Source organism: Thermus sp. (assembly GCF_037444525.1).
Taxonomy (GTDB): Bacteria; Deinococcota; Deinococci; order Deinococcales; family Thermaceae; genus Thermus.
The window spans coordinates 17,661-34,964 of sequence record NZ_JBBIMD010000020.1; the positions used below are offsets into that span (position 1 = coordinate 17,661).

The 17,304-nt window shown below is 68.0% G+C and carries 18 protein-coding genes and 1 pseudogene; 13 read left to right on the plus strand and 6 right to left on the minus strand.

The window, feature by feature from the left end; all coding sequences use genetic code 11:
• Nucleotides 1–12: 12 nt before the first annotated feature.
• Nucleotides 13–849, minus strand: a complete 837-nt coding sequence (locus tag WKI94_RS04795) for a DegV family protein (protein ID WP_337844637.1) — start codon at nucleotides 847–849, stop codon at nucleotides 13–15.
• Nucleotides 850–902: 53 nt separating this feature from the next.
• Here WKI94_RS04795 and WKI94_RS04800 point away from each other — a divergent pair, with 53 nt between their 5' ends.
• The 3 genes from WKI94_RS04800 to WKI94_RS04810 are packed head-to-tail and all read left to right on the plus strand — an operon-like array spanning nucleotide 903 to nucleotide 3,880.
• A complete protein-coding gene (locus WKI94_RS04800; protein WP_337844638.1) occupies nucleotides 903–1,481 on the plus strand; it encodes a pyroglutamyl-peptidase I in 579 nt (192 codons plus the stop codon).
• Nucleotides 1,478–2,650 (plus strand): lipid-A-disaccharide synthase-related protein, encoded by a 1,173-nt coding sequence (locus WKI94_RS04805; RefSeq protein WP_337844639.1) that lies wholly within the window; start codon nucleotides 1,478–1,480, stop codon nucleotides 2,648–2,650. Before WKI94_RS04800 ends, WKI94_RS04805 begins: the two co-directional genes overlap by 4 nt.
• Nucleotides 2,651–2,668: 18 nt before the next feature.
• The gene (locus tag WKI94_RS04810; RefSeq protein ID WP_337844640.1) at nucleotides 2,669–3,880 is read left to right on the plus strand and encodes a glycosyltransferase family 4 protein; all 1,212 of its coding nucleotides are present in this window, start codon (nucleotides 2,669–2,671) and stop codon (nucleotides 3,878–3,880) included.
• Here WKI94_RS04810 and WKI94_RS04815 read toward each other — a convergent pair.
• Nucleotides 3,819–4,508: a glycosyltransferase family 2 protein gene (locus tag WKI94_RS04815; RefSeq protein WP_337844641.1), complete on the minus strand. Its 690-nt coding sequence runs from the start codon at nucleotides 4,506–4,508 to the stop codon at nucleotides 3,819–3,821. The two genes, WKI94_RS04810 and WKI94_RS04815, sit on opposite strands and share 62 nt — an antisense overlap.
• A gap of 14 nt (nucleotides 4,509–4,522) precedes the next feature.
• Between WKI94_RS04815 and WKI94_RS04820 the strand changes: the two genes are divergently transcribed.
• Together WKI94_RS04820 and WKI94_RS04825 are read left to right on the plus strand one after the other, a co-directional pair.
• On the plus strand, nucleotides 4,523–5,689 hold the full coding sequence (locus tag WKI94_RS04820; RefSeq protein WP_337844642.1) for an MFS transporter: 1,167 nt from the start codon (nucleotides 4,523–4,525) through the stop codon (nucleotides 5,687–5,689).
• Nucleotides 5,680–6,858: a polysaccharide deacetylase family protein gene (locus WKI94_RS04825; RefSeq protein ID WP_337844643.1), complete on the plus strand. Its 1,179-nt coding sequence runs from the start codon at nucleotides 5,680–5,682 to the stop codon at nucleotides 6,856–6,858. The genes WKI94_RS04820 and WKI94_RS04825 overlap by 10 nt, the downstream gene beginning before the upstream one ends.
• Here WKI94_RS04825 and mnmD read toward each other — a convergent pair.
• Entirely contained in the window at nucleotides 6,758–7,420 is a 663-nt protein-coding gene (gene mnmD, locus WKI94_RS04830) for a tRNA (5-methylaminomethyl-2-thiouridine)(34)-methyltransferase MnmD (protein ID WP_337844644.1), read from the minus strand. The genes WKI94_RS04825 and mnmD overlap by 101 nt on opposite strands.
• Before the next feature lie 18 nt (nucleotides 7,421–7,438).
• Between mnmD and WKI94_RS04835 the strand changes: the two genes are divergently transcribed.
• The 7 genes and pseudogenes from WKI94_RS04835 to WKI94_RS04865 all read left to right on the plus strand — a co-directional run.
• Entirely contained in the window at nucleotides 7,439–8,182 is a 744-nt protein-coding gene (locus WKI94_RS04835) for a DUF554 domain-containing protein (protein WP_337844645.1), read from the plus strand.
• A gap of 6 nt (nucleotides 8,183–8,188) precedes the next feature.
• A complete protein-coding gene (gene gatC / locus WKI94_RS04840) occupies nucleotides 8,189–8,461 on the plus strand; it encodes an Asp-tRNA(Asn)/Glu-tRNA(Gln) amidotransferase subunit GatC (protein WP_337844646.1) in 273 nt (90 codons plus the stop codon).
• The gene (gene serS / locus WKI94_RS04845) at nucleotides 8,455–9,723 is read left to right on the plus strand and encodes a serine--tRNA ligase (protein ID WP_337844647.1); all 1,269 of its coding nucleotides are present in this window, start codon (nucleotides 8,455–8,457) and stop codon (nucleotides 9,721–9,723) included. The genes gatC and serS overlap by 7 nt, the downstream gene beginning before the upstream one ends.
• Nucleotides 9,714–10,823 carry an o-succinylbenzoate synthase gene (gene menC, locus WKI94_RS04850; RefSeq protein ID WP_337844648.1) on the plus strand — a complete coding sequence of 370 codons (1,110 nt, stop codon included), beginning with the start codon at nucleotides 9,714–9,716 and terminating at the stop codon, nucleotides 10,821–10,823. The genes serS and menC overlap by 10 nt, the downstream gene beginning before the upstream one ends.
• The gene (locus WKI94_RS04855) at nucleotides 10,796–11,578 is read left to right on the plus strand and encodes a GNAT family N-acetyltransferase (protein ID WP_337844649.1); all 783 of its coding nucleotides are present in this window, start codon (nucleotides 10,796–10,798) and stop codon (nucleotides 11,576–11,578) included. Before menC ends, WKI94_RS04855 begins: the two co-directional genes overlap by 28 nt.
• Nucleotides 11,559–12,668, plus strand: a complete 1,110-nt coding sequence (locus tag WKI94_RS04860; RefSeq protein ID WP_337844650.1) for an amidohydrolase family protein — start codon at nucleotides 11,559–11,561, stop codon at nucleotides 12,666–12,668. Before WKI94_RS04855 ends, WKI94_RS04860 begins: the two co-directional genes overlap by 20 nt.
• Nucleotides 12,669–13,054: 386 nt before the next feature.
• Nucleotides 13,055–13,813 (plus strand): annotated as a pseudogene (locus tag WKI94_RS04865) (chloride channel protein); the annotation flags it as partial.
• A 58-nt stretch (nucleotides 13,814–13,871) separates the two neighbouring features.
• Here WKI94_RS04865 and WKI94_RS04870 read toward each other — a convergent pair.
• Nucleotides 13,872–14,549, minus strand: a complete 678-nt coding sequence (locus tag WKI94_RS04870) for a PIG-L deacetylase family protein (protein WP_337844654.1) — start codon at nucleotides 14,547–14,549, stop codon at nucleotides 13,872–13,874.
• Between the two features lie 59 nt (nucleotides 14,550–14,608).
• Here WKI94_RS04870 and aroH point away from each other — a divergent pair, with 59 nt between their 5' ends.
• Nucleotides 14,609–14,977 carry a chorismate mutase gene (aroH, locus tag WKI94_RS04875; protein WP_337844651.1) on the plus strand — a complete coding sequence of 123 codons (369 nt, stop codon included), beginning with the start codon at nucleotides 14,609–14,611 and terminating at the stop codon, nucleotides 14,975–14,977.
• A gap of 438 nt (nucleotides 14,978–15,415) precedes the next feature.
• On the opposite strand, the gene pruA is transcribed toward aroH, so the two are convergent.
• The gene (gene pruA, locus WKI94_RS04880) at nucleotides 15,416–16,966 is read right to left on the minus strand and encodes an L-glutamate gamma-semialdehyde dehydrogenase (protein ID WP_337844652.1); all 1,551 of its coding nucleotides are present in this window, start codon (nucleotides 16,964–16,966) and stop codon (nucleotides 15,416–15,418) included.
• 10 nt (nucleotides 16,967–16,976) lie between these two features.
• A partial coding sequence (locus tag WKI94_RS04885) for a proline dehydrogenase family protein (RefSeq protein ID WP_337844653.1) occupies nucleotides 16,977–17,304 on the minus strand: 328 nt, incomplete at its 5' end.

Sequence of the window (17,304 nt, forward strand, 5' to 3'; positions counted from 1 at the left end):
GGCAAACGCCCCCTATTCTAGCACGTAGGCGTGGACGGCCAAAGACCCAAGGCCCACGTTGGCGGCGATGGTAGCCCCCGAGCGGGTGATGCGGCCCCGCTCGAGGCGGAGGGCGCCCTCTAGGGCCCGCTTCAGCCCCTCAATCCACTCGGGCGTGGCATCGGAGTGGACGATGGTGATGCGGGCCACCCGCCCCTTAAACTCCCCCAGGACCAGCTGGGCCAAGGCCTCGGGCACGGCGTTTTCCCGGGCCACCTTGAGGAAGCGGATATGCCCCTTTTCTATCCGGAGGATGGGCCTCAGGCCCAGGAGGTTCCCCACCACCTCCCCAAAGCGGGGGAGGCGGCCATTCCTGGCCAGGTGGGAGAGGTCGGCCACGCTGAAGTAGAGACTGGAGCGCTTGAGGCGTTCCATCTCCCGTACGATGGTCTCCTCCTCCGCGCCCCCTCTAAGCATCTCCACCGCCCGGAGGACCATGGCCCCAAGCCCCGCGGAGACCATCCCCGAGTCCACCACCCGGATGCGGGTGGGGGCCACCTTAAGCGCCGCCTCCCGGGCCCGCTCCACCGTTTTGGAGAGCTCGCCGGAAACGTGGACCGAAAGCAGGCGGTCGTAAACCTGGAGGTGGCGCTCGTAGACCTCGGCGAAGTCCTCCACGCTGGGGGGCTCGGTCACGGGCTCGGCCCCCGCGCGCATGGCTTGGTAAAGGGCATCGGGGGTGAGTTCCTGCCAGTCCTTGTAGCGCCGATCCCCAAGGCGCACGTAGATGGGCACCAGGCCCACCGCTTCCTCTTGGAGGATCTTGGGGGAAAGGTCCGCCGCGGTGTCGGTCACAAGACCCAGATCCACGCCCCTTATCCTATACCAAGTCAATGATTGAACCCCTATAATGGCCGAAGCGGATGATCCTCGTCACCGGTTTCACCCCTTTTGGCACCCTGGACCACAACCCCGCCCAGGCGGTCCTGGAGCTCCTTCCGGACCGGCTGGGAGAGGAAGAGGTGGTGAAGGCCGTCCTCCCCGTGGAAAGCCGGGGCCTTCCCCAAGCCCTTTTCCGCCTCCACGCCCTGGGGCCTAGGGCCGTGCTCCACCTGGGCCTGGCAGGGGACCGCCCCCTCCCCACCCTGGAGCGCCTGGCGGTAAACCTCCTGGATTTTTCCATCCCCGACAACGGAGGGCACCAGCCGGAGGACCTTCCCATCATCCCCGGTGGGCCCCTGGCCCTAGAGGCGCGCTTTCCCCTCCGGGAAACCCTAAAGCGCTGGCAGGAGGCTGGCATCCCCGGCCGCCTTAGCCTCTCCGCCGGAAGCTATCTCTGCAACCAGGCCTTTTACCTCTCCCTATACCATCTTCCTGAGGAGGTCCAGGTGGGCTTCCTCCACCTCCCCCCGGACGAAACCCTGGCCCTAAAGCGCGGGGGGGCCTACATGCCCCTGAAGGAGCAGGCTCGGGCGGTGGGGGTGGCCTTAGACCTTTTATGAATCCCATCCTTTTCATATCCAACGGCCCCACGGAAGACGCCATCGGGGCCCAGGTGGCTCGAGGCCTCCCTCCCTCCATATGGGCCCTGCCCCTGGTGGGCCAGGGCAAGGCATACGAAGGGGTGGCCGAGCGCATCCTGGGCCCCCGGAAAGACATGCCCTCCGGAGGGTTCCTCTTCGGAAGCCTCCGCAACCTGCTGGAAGACCTGAAAGCAGGGTGGTTGAGCATGACCCTGGCCCAGTGGCGGGCCGCCCAGACTACACCTCCCCCAAGGGCTGTGGTGGTGGTGGGAGACGCTTACGCCCTCAGCGTGGGGGTCTTCGCCGCCCGCGGGGCCCCCCTCTATCACCTCAATCCCCTTGTTTCTGCGCATTATCTGGAAAATCTGTCCTCATCCTTGGAACTCCTCCTAGACTGGGGTGGAAGCGACTTCACTCCCTACGAGCGCCTTCTCCACCGCCGGGCCCGGGCAGTTTTCGTAAGGGACGAGAAAAGCCAAAAACGGCTCCATGGCTTTGGGATTCGCCATGCCTACTGGTATGGCAGTTTTGCCATGGACCTGCTTTCCCCCCCCGAAAGGGACCTGGCCTTTTTAGGCCCCGACCCCGGCCTGGCCCTTTTACCCGGCACCCGGGGGGATGAGGCCTTCAGCCTGCCCCTCATGCTGGAAGCCAGCCAACACCTCCCCCTTATGCCCCTTGTGGCCTGGCCCAAACCCTGGGAGGCCTTACCCCCCTTGGAGGGTTGGGCGCGGACCTGGTTGGACGAGGACACCCTTCGGCTCAGCCGGGGAAACCGGCTGGCCTGGGTCCTGCGCCACGCCTTTTCGGCCATCTTGCACCGCTCCACCCTGGCCCTGGCCACCGCAGGGACCGCCACCGAGCAGGCTGCGGGCTTGGGCCTCCCCATCGTGGCCTTTCCCACCCTAGGGCCCCAGTACACCCGGGCCTTTGCCCGGAGGCAGAAACGGCTTCTGGGGGAAGCGCTCCGCCTGGTGGAGGCGGACCCCTACCGGATTGCGGGGGAAGCCCTCATCCTGCTCAAAGTTCCCGAGCTGTACCAGCAGGCCAGCCAAGCTGGCAAGGCCCGCATCGGCCCCCCAGGAGGGATTGGGGGCGCCACCCGGCATATCCGAGAGGATTTGGAGAAAGCAAAGGGGCCGGCGTAGTATGCTCGGGGGAAACGCATGCGCCTTTACCGCGTAGGCCTCTTCACCGACGTGTACTTTCCTAACCCCAATGGGGTCACCAGCAGCGTCTACCTCCTCCTCCGGGAACTTAGGCGTATGGGCCACGAGGCCTGGGTCATCGCCCCGGCCCACCCGGAAGCGCCGGAAGAGGAGGAAGGGGTGGTGCGGGTACCCTCCGTGGCCTACCCCTTCTACGAGGGGCAGCAGATCGCCCTGCCCTCGGCCCGGTACCTGCCCACGGAGTTTGAGCTGGTCCACACCCACACCCCCCTTACCTTGGGGGTCTGGGGCTTAAGGCTTGCCCGCACCAAGGGCCTTCCTCACGTCTCCACCTTCCACACCCACTACGAGAAGTACGCCCACTACGTCCCTGGCCTCGCGGTCCTGGACCGGTACACGGGGATCGTGCCCCGGCTGGCCAAGGCCTTCTACAACCGGGTGGAGGTGGTCATCGCCCCTACCCTTCCCGTGAAGCGGCTGGCAGAGAGCTACGGCATAGAAAGGCCCATCCGCGTCATCCCCACGGGGATTGACAACCGCCTCCTCGAGGAAGCCCCCACCCCCTCCCCTTCCCCCTGGCCCGAGGGGAAAAGGCGGCTCATCACCGTGGGACGGCTGGGGAAGGAGAAGAGCTTTGACGTGGTGCTAAGGGCGGTGGCGGAGCTTTGTAAGGAGGAGGAGGTCTTCCTTGTCCACATCGGGGAGGGGCCCGAACTCCCCCACCTCCTGCGCCTGGCGGAGGAGCTTGGCATCGGGGAACGGGTGCGCTTCCTAGGGCCCGTGCCCTACCGGAGGATCGGGGGGTACTACCGGCTTGCGGAGCTCTTCCTCTTCGCCAGTGAGACGGAAACCCAGGGCCTCGTGATCTGGGAGGCCCAGGCCATGGGGGTGCCGGTGGTGGCCGTGGGGGCGGAAGGGGTTTTGGAAGGGGTCCTGGACGGGAAGACGGGCTTTTTGGTGCCCCCAAAAGACCATAGGGCCCTGGCGGAAAAGGCCCTCCTTCTCCTCAAGAACGAGGACAAACGGCGGGCCTTCAGCCTGGAGGCCCGGGCCTTCGCCCTGGAGCGCTCCGCTGAGCGCATCGCGGAGAAGGTGGTGGCCGTCTACGATGAAGCCCGGGAGATCCTCCAGGTGGAGCCGAAAAGGCTCATCTTCCCCTTCCCCCGCCTTCCCCGAAGTAGCCTCGAGGATCGCCCAGGAGGTTCCTAGCCTGGCGGAGAAGGAAAGGCCCCCAGCCCCCCGCCCCCTTAAGCCTCCGGGGAGAGGTGAGGACCAAGGCCTTAGGGGCGTAGCGCAGGGGGCCTAGGGCCTTGAGCTTATAGCCCAAAAGCACGTCCTCCCGGGCCTCCACCTCGGGGAAACCCCCCACCCTTAGGGCCGCCTCCTTGAGGACCATCAGGTTGGCCCCCGCCAGGTTGGGCCGCCCGAGGAGGGCCATGAGGCGGAGGAAGGCCCTATAGCCCCACTCGGAAAGGGCGGCCTCCCAAGGGGAGACCCCATAGAAGCGCAAGGGGCCGTAGACCCCCACCGCCCCATCCGCCCTTTCGGCAAGGGCCTCTAGCCAATGGGGAAGGGGCAGGGAGTCCGCGTCCGTCATGGCCACCCAATCCCCCCGGGCAGCGAGGAGCCCCGCCTGGCGGGCGTGGGCCACCCCTTTCCTTGGGCAAAAGACCACCCGGGCCCCGAAGGCCTCCGCCGCTTCCCGGGTGCGGTCGGTGGAGGCGTTGTCCACCACGATGACCTCCAGGGGGGAAAGGGTCTGGGCCCCTGTGGCCTTAAGGGCCGCGGGCAGGAAAGCCTCCTCGTTGTGGGCGGGGATCACCACGCTGATCCGCACGGGTATACTGTACCGTGTTTCGCCACCTCCCTTGGGCCAGGGACGGCCTTTCCACGCTGGCAAGGCTCATCCTGGCCATCGGCTTCATGGAGGGGGTCCGGAGCGGGTACTTCGCCGGCTTCCTCCCCTTCTACGCCCCCGAGCACCTGCACCTGGGCCCTACGGTCTTCACCCTGGCCTACACCCTGCACCAGCTTGCGGAAAACCTCTCCAAGGGCTTCGGGGGGCTTTTGGCCGAGCGGGCGGGTTTTGGGCTCATGGTGAGCTTGGCAGCCCTAGTGGGGCTTCTCGCCCTCCTCCTCACCCCCCTAGCCCAGGCAGCTTGGGTCCTTTGGGGCCTGGGCCTCCTGTGGGGGCTTTCCATGTCCGCCCTTTACCCGGGGCTTATGACCTACACCAGCCGCATCGCCCGCCCCGGGCGGGAGGCCCGGGCGCTTTCCTTCACCCTCACCCTGGTCATGCCCTGGGTGGGCATCGGCCTCGTGGGGGTGGGGCAAGCGGCGGCCAAGGACCCCAAGGCGGCCCACACCCTCCTCCTCCTGGCCCAAGGGCTGGCCCTTCTCCTGGCCCTTTCCCTCCTGCGCTTCCGGATCCCCATCCCCCCCACAAGCCGGGAGCGCTACCCCCTGGGGCGGCTTCTCCTCTTCCTGCCCGCGGCCTTCGGCCAGACCTTCGCCCCGGCCCTGGTCTCCCTCTTCCTCCTCCGCTACGCTAAGGAGGCCTTGGGCCTCGAGCCCATCGCCCTGGGGGGCCTCCTTCTCCTGGGCGGGGGGCTCGCCTTCCTCCTCCTGCCCCTCACCGGGCGGGCGGTGGACCGAAGGGGATACCGGGCCGCCCTCATGGGGGGGCTTTGCCTCCTGGGGGTGGTCATGGGGCGGATCCCCCTGGCCTGGAGCATCCCTGAGCTGGCCCTTTTGGCCCTCCTCGGGGGGCTTGGCTTCAGCCTCTTCCTCCCGGGCTGGAACGGCTTTCTGGCCAAGAACCTCCCCCAGGAGAACCGGGGGGCGGTCTGGGGAAGCCTCATGACCGTGGAGGGCCTGGGGGTGGCCCTAGGCCCAGCAGCGGGGGGGGTGCTTTGGGAGGTGTGGGGGCCTAAGGCGCCCTTCTTCACCGGGTCAGCCGTGTTTTTGGCCCTAAGCCTCTTCTACCTCCTCGCCCTAAGGAGGCCAGGATGGAAGTAGCCCTGGGGCTCATCCTCCTCTATGGGCTTTCGGACCTCCTCTTCCGCCACCTGGGCCTTCTCAGCTACGCCCGGGGAAGCCGAAGGGAGCCCAAGGTGGCCCTTACCTTTGACGACGGCCCCTCGGAAAGGACGGAAGCCCTCCTCGCCCTCCTCCGCCAGCACGGGGTGAAGGCCACCTTCTTCCTGACCGGGGAAAGGGCCCATGCCCGGCCGGAACTGGTGGCGAGGATCCGGGAAGAGGGGCACCAGGTGGAGGACCATGGGCTTTGGCACGCGCCTTGGAGGCTCCTCCTCCCTTGGCTGGAGTGGCGGCACATGGCGGCGGGAAGGGGGCGCTACTACCGCCCGCCCCACGGCCTCCACACCCCCTTCACCCGCCTCTTTGCCCGCCTTTTGGGGAAGCGCGTCGCCCTTTGGGACACGGAGGGCAAGGACTGGCTGGACCTGCCGGCAGAGGACCTGGCGGAAAGGCTCCTCTTCTACCTCCGCCCGGGAAGCATCGTCCTCCTCCACGACGGGCCGGAAAGGACCCTTAGGCTTCTGGAGATCACCCTCCCCCGGATGCTGACCCTGGGCTACCGGCCCGTGACCCTGGACGAGCTTAAGCCCCTTCCCCTTTCCCCGAGGCTGGCCCTCATCCGGGGCCTACAGGGCCTGGAGGAGCGCTACAACCGCCGCCACGGGGTACGGCGGGCGGGGCTTGGGCCCTTCCACCTCTTCCGCCTGGAGAAAAAGCCCTTCCCCGGGCCCGCCCTGCCCGGCCTTCCCCCCGGCACCCCCGCCTTTGAGCTCCACCTGGAGAGCGAGCGGGCCATGGAGCTTTCCACCCCCGAGGTAATCCGCGCCTTCCGGAATAGCCTCAAGGAGGTTGCCAAGGCCCTTCTGGAAGACCCTCAGGTAAGGCTCATCTACGGCATGAGCCCCCTGGCCCCAGTGGCGGAGCTCTTCGGCTTCAAGACCGCCCCCCTCCCCCCCTGGCCCAGGTGGGTGGCGGGCCTGGCGGGGGCCTTCTTCCTTTGGCTTTACCGGGGGGAGCTCCCGAGAAGGGGGCGGGTCTGGGCCCAGCTCACCTACCTGGAGCGGGAGGAGGTCCTACAGCGATACCCACCGTCCACTCCCGCTTCCCCACCCCCCGCACCCGGTGCACCCGAAAGCCCGCCCCCTTAAGGGCCCGGCGGAAGGCCCCTTGGGCGGAGTAGGTGGCAAGCCGCCCGCCCCGACGGAGGGCCCGGCGGAGCTTACAGAGCACGGCCTCCGTCCAGGCCTCGGGGTTGGCCCTCGGGCTAAAAGGGTCCAGGTAGACCGCGCTGGCCCAAAAGGGGGGAAGCTCCGCCTGGGCCACGTCGGCGAAGAGGAGGTGAAGCTCCCCCCAGGGGCCCCGGAAATGGGCCTCGGGCCAGGCCTTGAGGATCTCCCGGAAGACCCATTCCGCCCGGGGGAGGGGAAGGGGGATCGCCTCCAGGGCCTCCCGGGGGAGGGGGGCCTTTTCCACGGCCAGGTAGCGGAGCCTAACCCCCCGAAGAAGGGCGCTTTCCAAGGCGGCGCGGAAGTTCACCCCGAGCCCAAAGCCCACCTCCAGGACCCGGGGGGCGGGGTGGAGGTGGGTGAGGGTTTTTTCCAGGTAAAGCCTTCGGGCCTGGAGGAGGGCCCCCTGGCGGGGGTGGTAGGCCTCCCCGTAGCTGGGGTGGAAGAAAGTGGGGGTGCCGTCCTCCGTAAGGAGCCATTCCACAGGCCCTAGAATACCCCTATGGAACTCGGCCTCCTCGCCAAGCTCTCCGGCACCCTGGCCAACGCGGCCACGGTCCTTTTGGGCACCCTCCTTGGGCTTCTCCTCCGGGGGAGGCTCCCCGAAAGGATGGGGCGGATCATGGTCCAGGGGGTGGGGCTCACTACCCTCTTCATCGGCCTTTCCATGGCGGGCGCCTTGGGGCGCGCCCAGGGGGGCGCGGTGGACGGGGTGGTCCTGGGCCTCCTGGCCTTGGTCTTCGGGGGGCTCCTTGGGGAAGGGCTAAGGTTGGAAGAGGGCCTCGAGGCCTTGGGGGAGCGCCTCAAGCGGGCGGTGCGGGGTGGGGGGAGCTTCACCGAGGGCTTCGTGGCCGCAAGCCTCCTCTTCTGCGTGGGGCCCATGACCCTGGTGGGGTCCCTGCAGAACGGCCTCACCGGCGACCCCCGCCTCCTCCTCCTCAAGGCCACCCTGGACGGGCTTTCCGCCATCGCCCTCACCGCGAGCTTCGGGGTGGGGGTGGGGGCGAGCGTGCTGGTCATCCTCCTCTACCAGGGGGGGGTGGCCCTCCTGGCGGGGGTCCTGGCCCAGGCCCTCCCCAACCCCGCCCAGGACCCCCGGGTCCTCCTGGTAACCGGGGTGGGGGGGCTCATGATCCTGGGCATCGGGATCAACCTCCTGGGCCTCGGGCGGGTGCGGGTGGCCTCCTTCCTCCCCGCCCTCCTCCTCGCCCCCATCCTCTTCGCCCTGGCGGAGGCGTTAAGCTAAACCCATATGGAGCTCACGCCCGACCTCCTACGGCACCTGGAGCGCCTAAGCAAGCTCCGGCTTTCCCCGGAGGAGGAGGCCCTCCTCCTCCAGGACCTGAACCGCATCCTGGCCTTCGTGGAGGCCCTGCCCCTGGTGGAAGAGGGGGAGGAGGAACCCCCTACGGGCCATCTCCGCAAGGACGAGCCCCGGCCCGGCCTTTCCCAAGAGGAGGCCCTGGCCCTCGCCCCCGAGGGGGAAGAGGGGTTTTTCCGCGTGCCCAAGGTGCTGGAATGGTAGACCTCAAGTGGATCCGCACCCACCCTGAAGAGGCCCAAAGGGCCATCCGCCTGAAAGGGGTAAACCTGGACCTTTCCGCCCTCCTCGCCCTGGACCAGGAGGTGCAGGGCCTAAAGGCTAGGTTCCAGGAGGTCCAGACGGAACGGAACCGCATTGCCAAGGAGGTGCCCCGGGCGCAAGGGGAGGCGAAGGAGGCCCTCATCGCCCGGGGGCGGGCCCTGGGGGAGGAGGCCAAGGCCCTGGAGGAAACCCTGCGGGAGAAGGAAGCAAAGCTGACGGACCTCCTGCTCCAGGTCCCCCTTCCCCCCTGGCCCGGGGCCCCCATAGGGGAGGACGACCGGGCCAACCGGGAGGTGCGGCGGGTGGGGGAGCCCAGGGCCTTCCCCTTCCCTCCCCTGGACCATGTGGCCCTCATGGAGAAAAACGGCTGGTGGGAGCCCAGGGTCGCCCAGGTCTCGGGAAGCCGCTCCTACGCCCTAAGGGGGGACCTCGCCCTCTACGAGCTCGCCCTCCTCCGCTTCGCCATGGACTTCATGGTGGGGAAGGGCTTCATCCCCCTCACCCTCCCCTCCTACGCCCGGGAAGCGGCCTTCATCGGCACCGGCCACTTCCCCGCGGCCCGGGACCAGGTCTGGGCCATCGCGGGGACCGACCTCTACCTCACGGGCACGGCGGAGGTGGTCCTAAACGCCCTCCACAGCGGGGAGATCCTGAAGGCGGAGGAGCTTCCCAAGCGCTACGCGGGCTACGCCCCCGCCTTCCGCTCGGAGGCGGGCAGCTTCGGGAAGGACGTACGGGGGCTTTTAAGGGTCCACCAGTTCCACAAGGTGGAGCAGTACGTCCTCACCGAGGCCAGCCTCGAGGCCTCCGACCGGGCCTTCGAGGAGCTCCTTGGGAACGCGGAGGAGATCCTTGGGCTTTTGGAACTCCCCTACCGGGTGGTGGAGGTCTCCACCGGGGACATGGGCCCGGGCAAGTGGCGGCAGGTGGACCTGGAGGTCTACCTCCCCTCCGAGGGGCGCTACCGGGAGACCCACTCCTGCTCCGCCCTCCTGGACTGGCAGGCCCGGCGGGCGAACCTCCGCTACCGCGACCCCGAGGGCCGGGTGCGCTACGCCTACACCCTGAACAACACCGCTTTAGCCACCCCGAGGATCCTCGCCATGCTCCTGGAAAACCACCAGCTGGAGGACGGCCGGGTGCGAGTGCCCAAGGCCCTCGTCCCCTACCTGGGCAAGGAGGTGCTGGAGCCTTGCGGATAGAAGCGGCAGAGCTCAGGATTCTGGAGCTCCCCCTGAAGTTCCGCTTTGAGACCAGCTTCGGGGTGCAGACCAAAAGGACCATCCTGCTCCTCCGGCTCTTCGGGGAGGGGCTGGAAGGCCTAGGGGAAGGGGTGATGGAGCGCCTCCCCCTCTACCGGGAGGAGACGGTGGAGGGGGCCCGCTACCTCCTCCTGGAGGCCTTCCTCCCCCGGGTCCTTGGGCAGGACCTCCCGAACCCCGAGGCCCTCTCTGAGGCCCTAAGGCCCTTCCGGGGCAACCCCATGGCCAAGGCGGTGCTGGAGATGGCCTTCTTTGACCTCTTCGCCAAGGGCCTGGGAAAGCCCCTTTGGCAGGTCCTGGGGGGGGTGAGGCGGGAGGTGGAGGTGGGGGTTTCCCTGGGGATCCAGCCCAGCGTGGAGGAGACCCTAAGGGTGGTGGAAAAGCACCTCGAGGAGGGCTACCGGCGCATCAAGCTCAAGATCAAGCCGGGCTGGGACTACGAGGTCCTGAAGGCGGTGCGCGAAGCCTTCCCCGAGGCCACCCTCACCGCGGACGCCAACAGCGCCTACCGCCTCGCGGACCTCCCCAGGCTGGAAAGGCTGGACGAGCTCAGGCTGGACTACATTGAACAGCCCCTGGGCTACGACGACCTCCTGGACCACGCCCGCCTGCAGGCGAGGCTTAGAACCCCCATCTGCCTGGACGAAAGCCTCACCTCGGCGGAGAAGGCGAGGAAAGCCCTGGAGCTAAGGGCCGGCCTGGTCTTCAACATCAAGCCCGCCCGGCTGGGGGGGCATGGGGAAAGCCTCAAGGTGCACGCCCTGGCGGAAAGCGCCGGGATCCCTCTCTGGATGGGGGGGATGCTGGAGGCGGGGGTGGGCCGGGCCCACAACCTCCACCTGGCCACCCTGAAGGGCTTCACCAAGCCGGGGGATGTAAGCTCGGCAAGCCGCTACTGGGAGGAGGACATTGTGGAAGAACCCCTGGAGGCGAAGGAAGGCCTCATGCCCGTGCCCCAAGGGCCCGGCATTGGGGTCACCCTGAAGCTCCCCTTGGTGGAGAGGATCACCCTATGGCGGAGGTACATGTCCGCGAGCTGAGAGGCCCTTCGGAGATGGAGGGGGTGGTGGAGCTCCAGCGGGCCGTCTGGGGCCGGGAGGACCGGGACCTGGTGCCAAGGGGCCTCCTTATCGCCCTCCAGGACGAAGGGGGGCTGGTGGCGGGGGCTTTCGTTAGGGAGACGCTGGTGGGCTTCGTCTTCGGCTTCCCCACCCAAGACCCCACCCTCCACCACTCCCACATGCTGGGGGTCTTGGAACCCTACCGGGGCATGGGGGCGGCCCTCCTCCTCAAGCGCTTCCAGCGGGACTGGTGCCTGGCCCGGGGGGTGCGAAGGGTGGTCTGGACCTTTGACCCCCTAAGGGGGCCGAACGCCAACTTCAACCTCCGGAAGCTTGGGGCCACCGCCAAGACCTACCTCCCCGACCACTACGGCCCCATGGGGGGGATCAACGCCGGGGCCCCCTCGGACCGGCTTCTCGCGGAGTGGGACCTCCTAAGCCCCAGGGTCTACGAGCGGATCTACGCCCCCCCACCCCCCCTCGAAGCGGAAGGTCTGCCCCAGGCCAACCGGGTGGAGGGGGAAAGGCCGGTGGCGGCCCTCTTGGACCTCGAGGCCCCCAGGGTCCTCCTCCAGATCCCCGAGGACTGGGGGCGGATCCTCCGGGAAGACCCTGCCCTCGCCCTCCTCTGGCGCGAGCACAGCCGGGAGGTCTTCGGGGCCTACTTCGCCCGGGGGTACCGGGCGGTGGACTTCCTGCGGAACCCCAACCTCTATGTTCTGGCTAAGGACTGAGCTTTGGACCGCAGAGGTGGTCTACACCGGCTTCGGCACCCCCATGCGGCAGGGGGCCTTGGCGGTCCAGGGGGAGCAGGTGGTGGGCCAGGGGCCCCTGGAGGAGCTTAGGGCCCGCTTTCCCCAAGGGGAGGTGGTCCACAAGGGAAAGGCCCTCTTCCCCAAGGCGGTGAACGCCCACACCCACCTGGACCTCTCCCTCCTCCCCCTCTACCGGGGGCCTTTTTCCGGCTTCATCCCCCACGTGCTGGCCCACCGGGGCCTGAGGGGCCTCGAGGGGGCAAGGAAGGGCCTGGAGGAACTCCTGCAAAGCGGGGCCGGGGCCTTTGGGGATATCGTCTTCCGGGACGAGGTGATGGACTTCCTCCTCCAGGAAAGCCCCTTGCCGGGCGTGGCCTTCTACGAGGTCTTCGCCCCGAACCCCCTGGAGGCCGAGGAGGCCTTCCTCCGGGTCCGGACCAAGGTGGAGGCCTGGCGGCGGCGGGAGGGGCGGGTGAAGGTGGGGCTTTCCCCCCACTCCCCTTACGGGGTGAGCGCCCTCCTCCTAAGGCGCCTGGCGGAGTACGCCCGGGCCGAGGGGATCTCCCTCATGGTGCACGCGGCGGAAAGCCCGGAGGAGGTGGCCTTCTTGAAGGAGGGGCGGGGGGCGCTGGCAGAGCTCCTAAGAGGCTTGGGCCTCGAGGCCTTCACCCCCCCCGGCACCACCCCCATCCGCCACCTCCACGCCCTGGGGGTCTTGGGGCCCACCACGGTCTTGGTCCACGGGGTGCAGGTGGACGAGGAGGAGGCCGCCCTCCTGGCCCAGACCGGGACCAAGGTGGTCCTCTGCCCCCGCTCCAACCGGAACCTGGAGGTGGGGGAGGCCCCCCTTGCCCTCTACGCCCGCCATGGGGTGGAGGTGGCCCTGGGCACCGACTCCCGGGCAAGCAGCCCGGACCTCAACGTGAAAAACGAGGCCCTTTTCCTCTGGGACAAGGCCGACCCCAGGCTTGTGGTGCGGGCCTTAAGCCGGGGGGGGTACCGGGCCCTGGGCCTTCCCACCCCCAGGCTCACCCGGGGAAGCCCCCTCGGCTTGGTAGACTCCCTCTGATGGAAGGCGAACCCCCCCGCTCCTCCCGCCTCGAGGCCACCGGGGCCCTCCTCCTCTATAGCGCCTTCACCGGGGCCCTGGCGGGCCTGGGGGCGGCCCTCCTGGCCTGGCTCCTTAGGGGGCTTGGGGAGCGGGTGGGCCTTTTCTTCGGCTACCTTCCCCCCTACCCGCCGGGGGAAGGCGGGGTGCTGCAGGCCTTCACCGGGCCCGCCTTTCCCCCCCTCTTCTTCCTCCTCCCCCTGGCCTACGCCCTGGTGAGCCTCTTGGGGAGCGGCCTGGGCCTTTCGGCCCTCCTCCGCCACGCCCGGGAAGGGGTCCCTCCCCCCCGCGGGACCCACGGCCGCACCCTCTTAGGAAGCCTCCTCCAGCTTGGGCTCTACTCCCCCATGGGCCGGGAGGGGCCCTTCGGCGTCCTCGGGCTTTGGCTTGGAGGGGTTTTGGACCGGCGCTTTCCCAAGGTGGGCGGGGGCCTGGCCTTTGCGGGGCTTGCCGCGGGGCTTGGAGCCGCCCTCCACGCCCCGGTGGCGGGGGCCCTTCTGGCCACGGAGATCCTCTACCGGGGGCTTTTCCTCGAGGCCAAAGCCCTCACCCCCGCCCTGGTGGGGGCCCTCTCGGGCTTTGCGGTCTACGGGGCCTTCTTCGGCTACACCCCCCTCCTTCCCTTCCGGGTGGAGGTGGACCTGAGGACCCTGCCCCTGGGGCTCCTCCTGGGCTTTTTGGGGGCCCTCCTCTCCACCTTATGGGTGGTGGGGGGGGAGGCCCTGGAGGCCCGCCTCCGCCCCCTCCCCTTCCCCCTAAGGCACGGCCTTTTGGGGCTTGCTTTGGGGCTTCTCCTCCTCCTCGCCCCCGAGGCCTTGGGCAGCGGCCTGGGCTGGGTGGCGGTGGCCACCACCCCCCTCTTCCCCACCCTGGGCCTTTTCTACCTCCTCCTCCTCAAGCTCCTCCTCCTGGTCCTGGCCGCGGGGGTGCGGGCTTATGGGGGCCCCTACACCCCGGCCCTGGTCCTGGGGGGGCTCATGGGGGCCCTTTTGGGCCGGCTTCTGCCCCTGGGCCTCCCCCTCGAGGCCCTGGCCCTGGCGGGGGGAGCGGCCCTCCTTTCGGGGGTGGCCCGGGCCCCCTTCGCGGCCACGGTGCTGGCGGCGGAGTGGGGCGGGTACGCCACCCTGCCCCTGGTCCTCCCCGCGGTCTTCCTGGCCTACGCCCTCACTCCTCCGCCCCAAGAACCCGCCCTACCAGAGCCGGTAGGGGCACCGGAGCCTCCGCCTGAAAGGCCTCGGCAAAGCGCACCCCCACCTCCCGCCCGAGAAGCCGGCGCCGAGCCCGAAACTCCTCCAGGCTAAAGGGCCAGCGGTAAAAGTCCCGGTAGAAGCTGAAAATCGCCTCCGCCACCTCCTCCGTGGGGGTGGTGTCCACGTAGATCCACGGGCGGGCCAGGTCCCGCCGGGGGTAGTGGTAGAGGCGCACAGGGGTCCGGTGGGCCTCCCCCACCAGCTTGGGGATGCGGCAGAGTTTGAGGGCGGAAAGGACCGCCTGGTGGGTGGCCCGGTGATCGGGGTGGACGTCCAAGGGGTCCCAGGTGAGGACCACATCGGGGCGGAACTCGGCCATGAGCCGGGCCAAGGCCAAGGCTTCTTCCCGTCCTCCCGTAAGGAGGGTATCCCCGAAGGCAAGGAAGCGGTACTGGGCTCCCAAAAGCCCCGCTACATGGGCCCCGTGCCCCTCGCGGATCTGGGCCACCTCCTCCTTGGGGAGGCCTCCGAACTGGCTGGCGAGCTCTCCCTTGGTCATCCAGACCAGAAGGACCTCGTCCCCCCGCCGGGCGTGCAGGGCCAGGGTGCCCGCGGCCCCGATCTCATCGTCGGGATGGGCAAAGACCGCCATCACCCTCATGCCCCCCACTTTACCAAGGGGAGGCCGGTGGCGTAGCATGGAGCCCAACTATGGTGCGGGGCATCAGGGGGGCCATCACCGTGGAAGAGGACACGCCCGAGGCCATCCTCCAGGCCACGGCGGAACTCCTCCAGAAGATGCTGGAGGCCAACAACATCCAAAGCCACGAGGAGCTTGCGGCCATCATCTTCACCGTGACGGAGGACCTCACCTCCGCCTTCCCCGCCGAGGCAGCCCGCAGGCTCGGCATGAACCGGGTGCCCCTCCTCTCCGCCCGGGAAATCCCCGTGCCGGGAAGCCTGCCGAGGGTCATCCGGGTGCTGGCCCTTTGGAACACGCAAACCCCCCAGGACCGGGTGCGCCATGTGTACCTGAGGGAAGCAGTACGCCTGCGGCCCGACTTGGAAAGCGCCCAGTAGGGCCAAGTTAACTACCAAAAAATAAACCTTTTGGCCAATAAGGGAAAATCTAGCTGTAAAATTCCATAAAGCTATGGAGTCCCTTCTGAACGAAGCTCCCTAAGGGTTTACAACAGGACCCTCAAGCGTTACCCTATCGGCAAAGCCGGGCTTCCGGCAGGGGATCTTGACAACCAAATCCTCTCAGGCACGCGAATATGCGTTTTTGCTTCTCATCGGCCGCAGCTCCGCGAGTGCATTTAAGGCAAAAATCCCGCGAAAACCCCTCTATGCGCCTTATGTATATTCCAGACTTCATCTTTCTCACATTTAGGGCCCCCTTGAACGCTGTCCCTGACAGTGCTCTTAAGGGGGTAGAGTTGCACGAGATGCTTCCCCGTGAGCGGATACAGAAAGCCCCGCCGTCACTGCGCCGGCGGGGCTTTTGCCTTTTGGTGGCTAGAAGCGCTCGGCCACGGTCTTCATCTGCAGGAAGTGGAGGAGGTAGTCGGGGCCTCCGGCTTTGGTGTCGGTGCCGGAGAGGTTAAAGCCCCCGAAGGGCTGGACCCCCACCAGGGCCCCCGTGATCTTGCGGTTGAAGTAGAGGTTCCCCACGTGGAAGGCCCGCCGGGCCCACTCCAGGTGCTCCCGCCTGCGGGAGTAGACCCCCCCGGTGAGGCCGTAAACGGTGTCGTTGGCCACCTCCAGGGCCTCGCCGAAGTCTTTCACCCGAAGCACGGAAAGCACCGGGCCAAAGATCTCCTCCTGGGCGATTCTGGCCTTGGGGGGCACCTCGGTGAAGACCGTGGGGGCGATGAAGTAGCCCTCGCCCTCCAGCCTCTTCCCCCCAAGCACCAGCTGGCCCTCACCCTTGCCGATCTCAATATAGGAGAGGACCTTCTCCTCCTGGGCGGGGCTTGCCACGGGGCCCAGGTCGGGGTTCTCCTCCGCCGGGCCCACCACAAGCCTTTCCGCCCGGGCTAGGACCCTTTCCAAAACGGGCTCGTAGGCCCCTTCCGTGAGGATGAGGCGGCTTGCGGCGGAGCACTTCTGCCCCTGGAAGCCGTAGGCGGACACGATGATCCCTTCCGCGGCCAGGTCAAAGTCCGCGGTCTCGTCCACGATGATGGCATCCTTGCCTCCAAGCTCCAGGAAAACCCGCTTGATCCAGCACTGGCCCGGGGCCAAGCGGCTTGCAGCCTGGTGGATCCAAAGGCCCACCTCGAGGCTCCCCGTGAATTTGATGAAGCGGGTCCTGGGGTGCTCCACCAGGTAGGCCCCCACCTCCCGCCCCTCCCCCTGGAGGAGGTTCACCACCCCGGGGGGAAAGCCCGCCTCGTGGAAGATCTGGAAGACCTTGGCGGCGATCACCGGGGTGTCCTCCGCGGGCTTGGCCACCACGGTGTTCCCCACCGCCACCGGCCCCGCGATCATCCCGGTGAAGATGGCGATGGGGAAGTTCCAGGGGGCGATGACCACCCCGGCCCCCAAGGGGATGTAGAAGCTCTCGTTGTCCTCCCCGGGGTAGGGGGTGACCTCCACGGAGGGGTACTTGTACTTCAGGGCCTGGCGGGCGTAGTACTCCAGGAAGTCTATGGCCTCGGCCACCTCGGCGCTGGCCTCGGTCCAGTTCTTGCCGATCTCGTAGACCAAGGTGGCCTCCAGCTCCCGCCGCCTCCTTTTCATAATGGCCGCGGCCTTGAGGAGGAGGCGGCTACGGTCCTCCTGGGGCCAGTCCTTCCACCCCTTAAAGGCCTTCCAGGCGGCCTCGAGGGCGGCCTCGGCCTCCGCCTTGCCCCCCTTGGCCACGGTGCCCACCACCTCGCTGGGGGCAGAGGGGTTGAGGGAGGCGATCCTCTCCCCCGTGTCCACCCAAGACCCCCCGATATATAGGGGGTAGTGGCGGCCAAACTCCTCCCGCACCCGCTTCAGAGCCTCCTTCATCGCCCGGCGGGCTTCTTCCGTGGTGAAGGTCTCAATGGGCTGGTTCCTAAAAGGTTCTACGGTCATGGCTTCCCTCCTAGCCTCCCAAGAGGCTTCTCAGAACCAGAAAGAGGTTTTCCGGCCGCTCGGCGATCCGCCGGGAAAGGTAGGGGTACCAGTGGGTGCCATAGGGCACGTAGGCCCGCACCGTATACCCCTCCCCAGCCAGGCGCCTCTGCTCCTCAGGGCGCACCCCGTAGAGGAGCTGGAACTCAAAGCGGTCCTTGGGGATCCCCAAGGCCTCCGCGTGCCGCTTCACCTCCCCGATGAGGCGCGGGTCGTGGGTGGCCACGGCCACGTAAAGCCCTTCCCGAAGGGCCAGCTTGGCGAGGTGGAGGAACTGGGCGTCTATGAGCCTTTTGTCC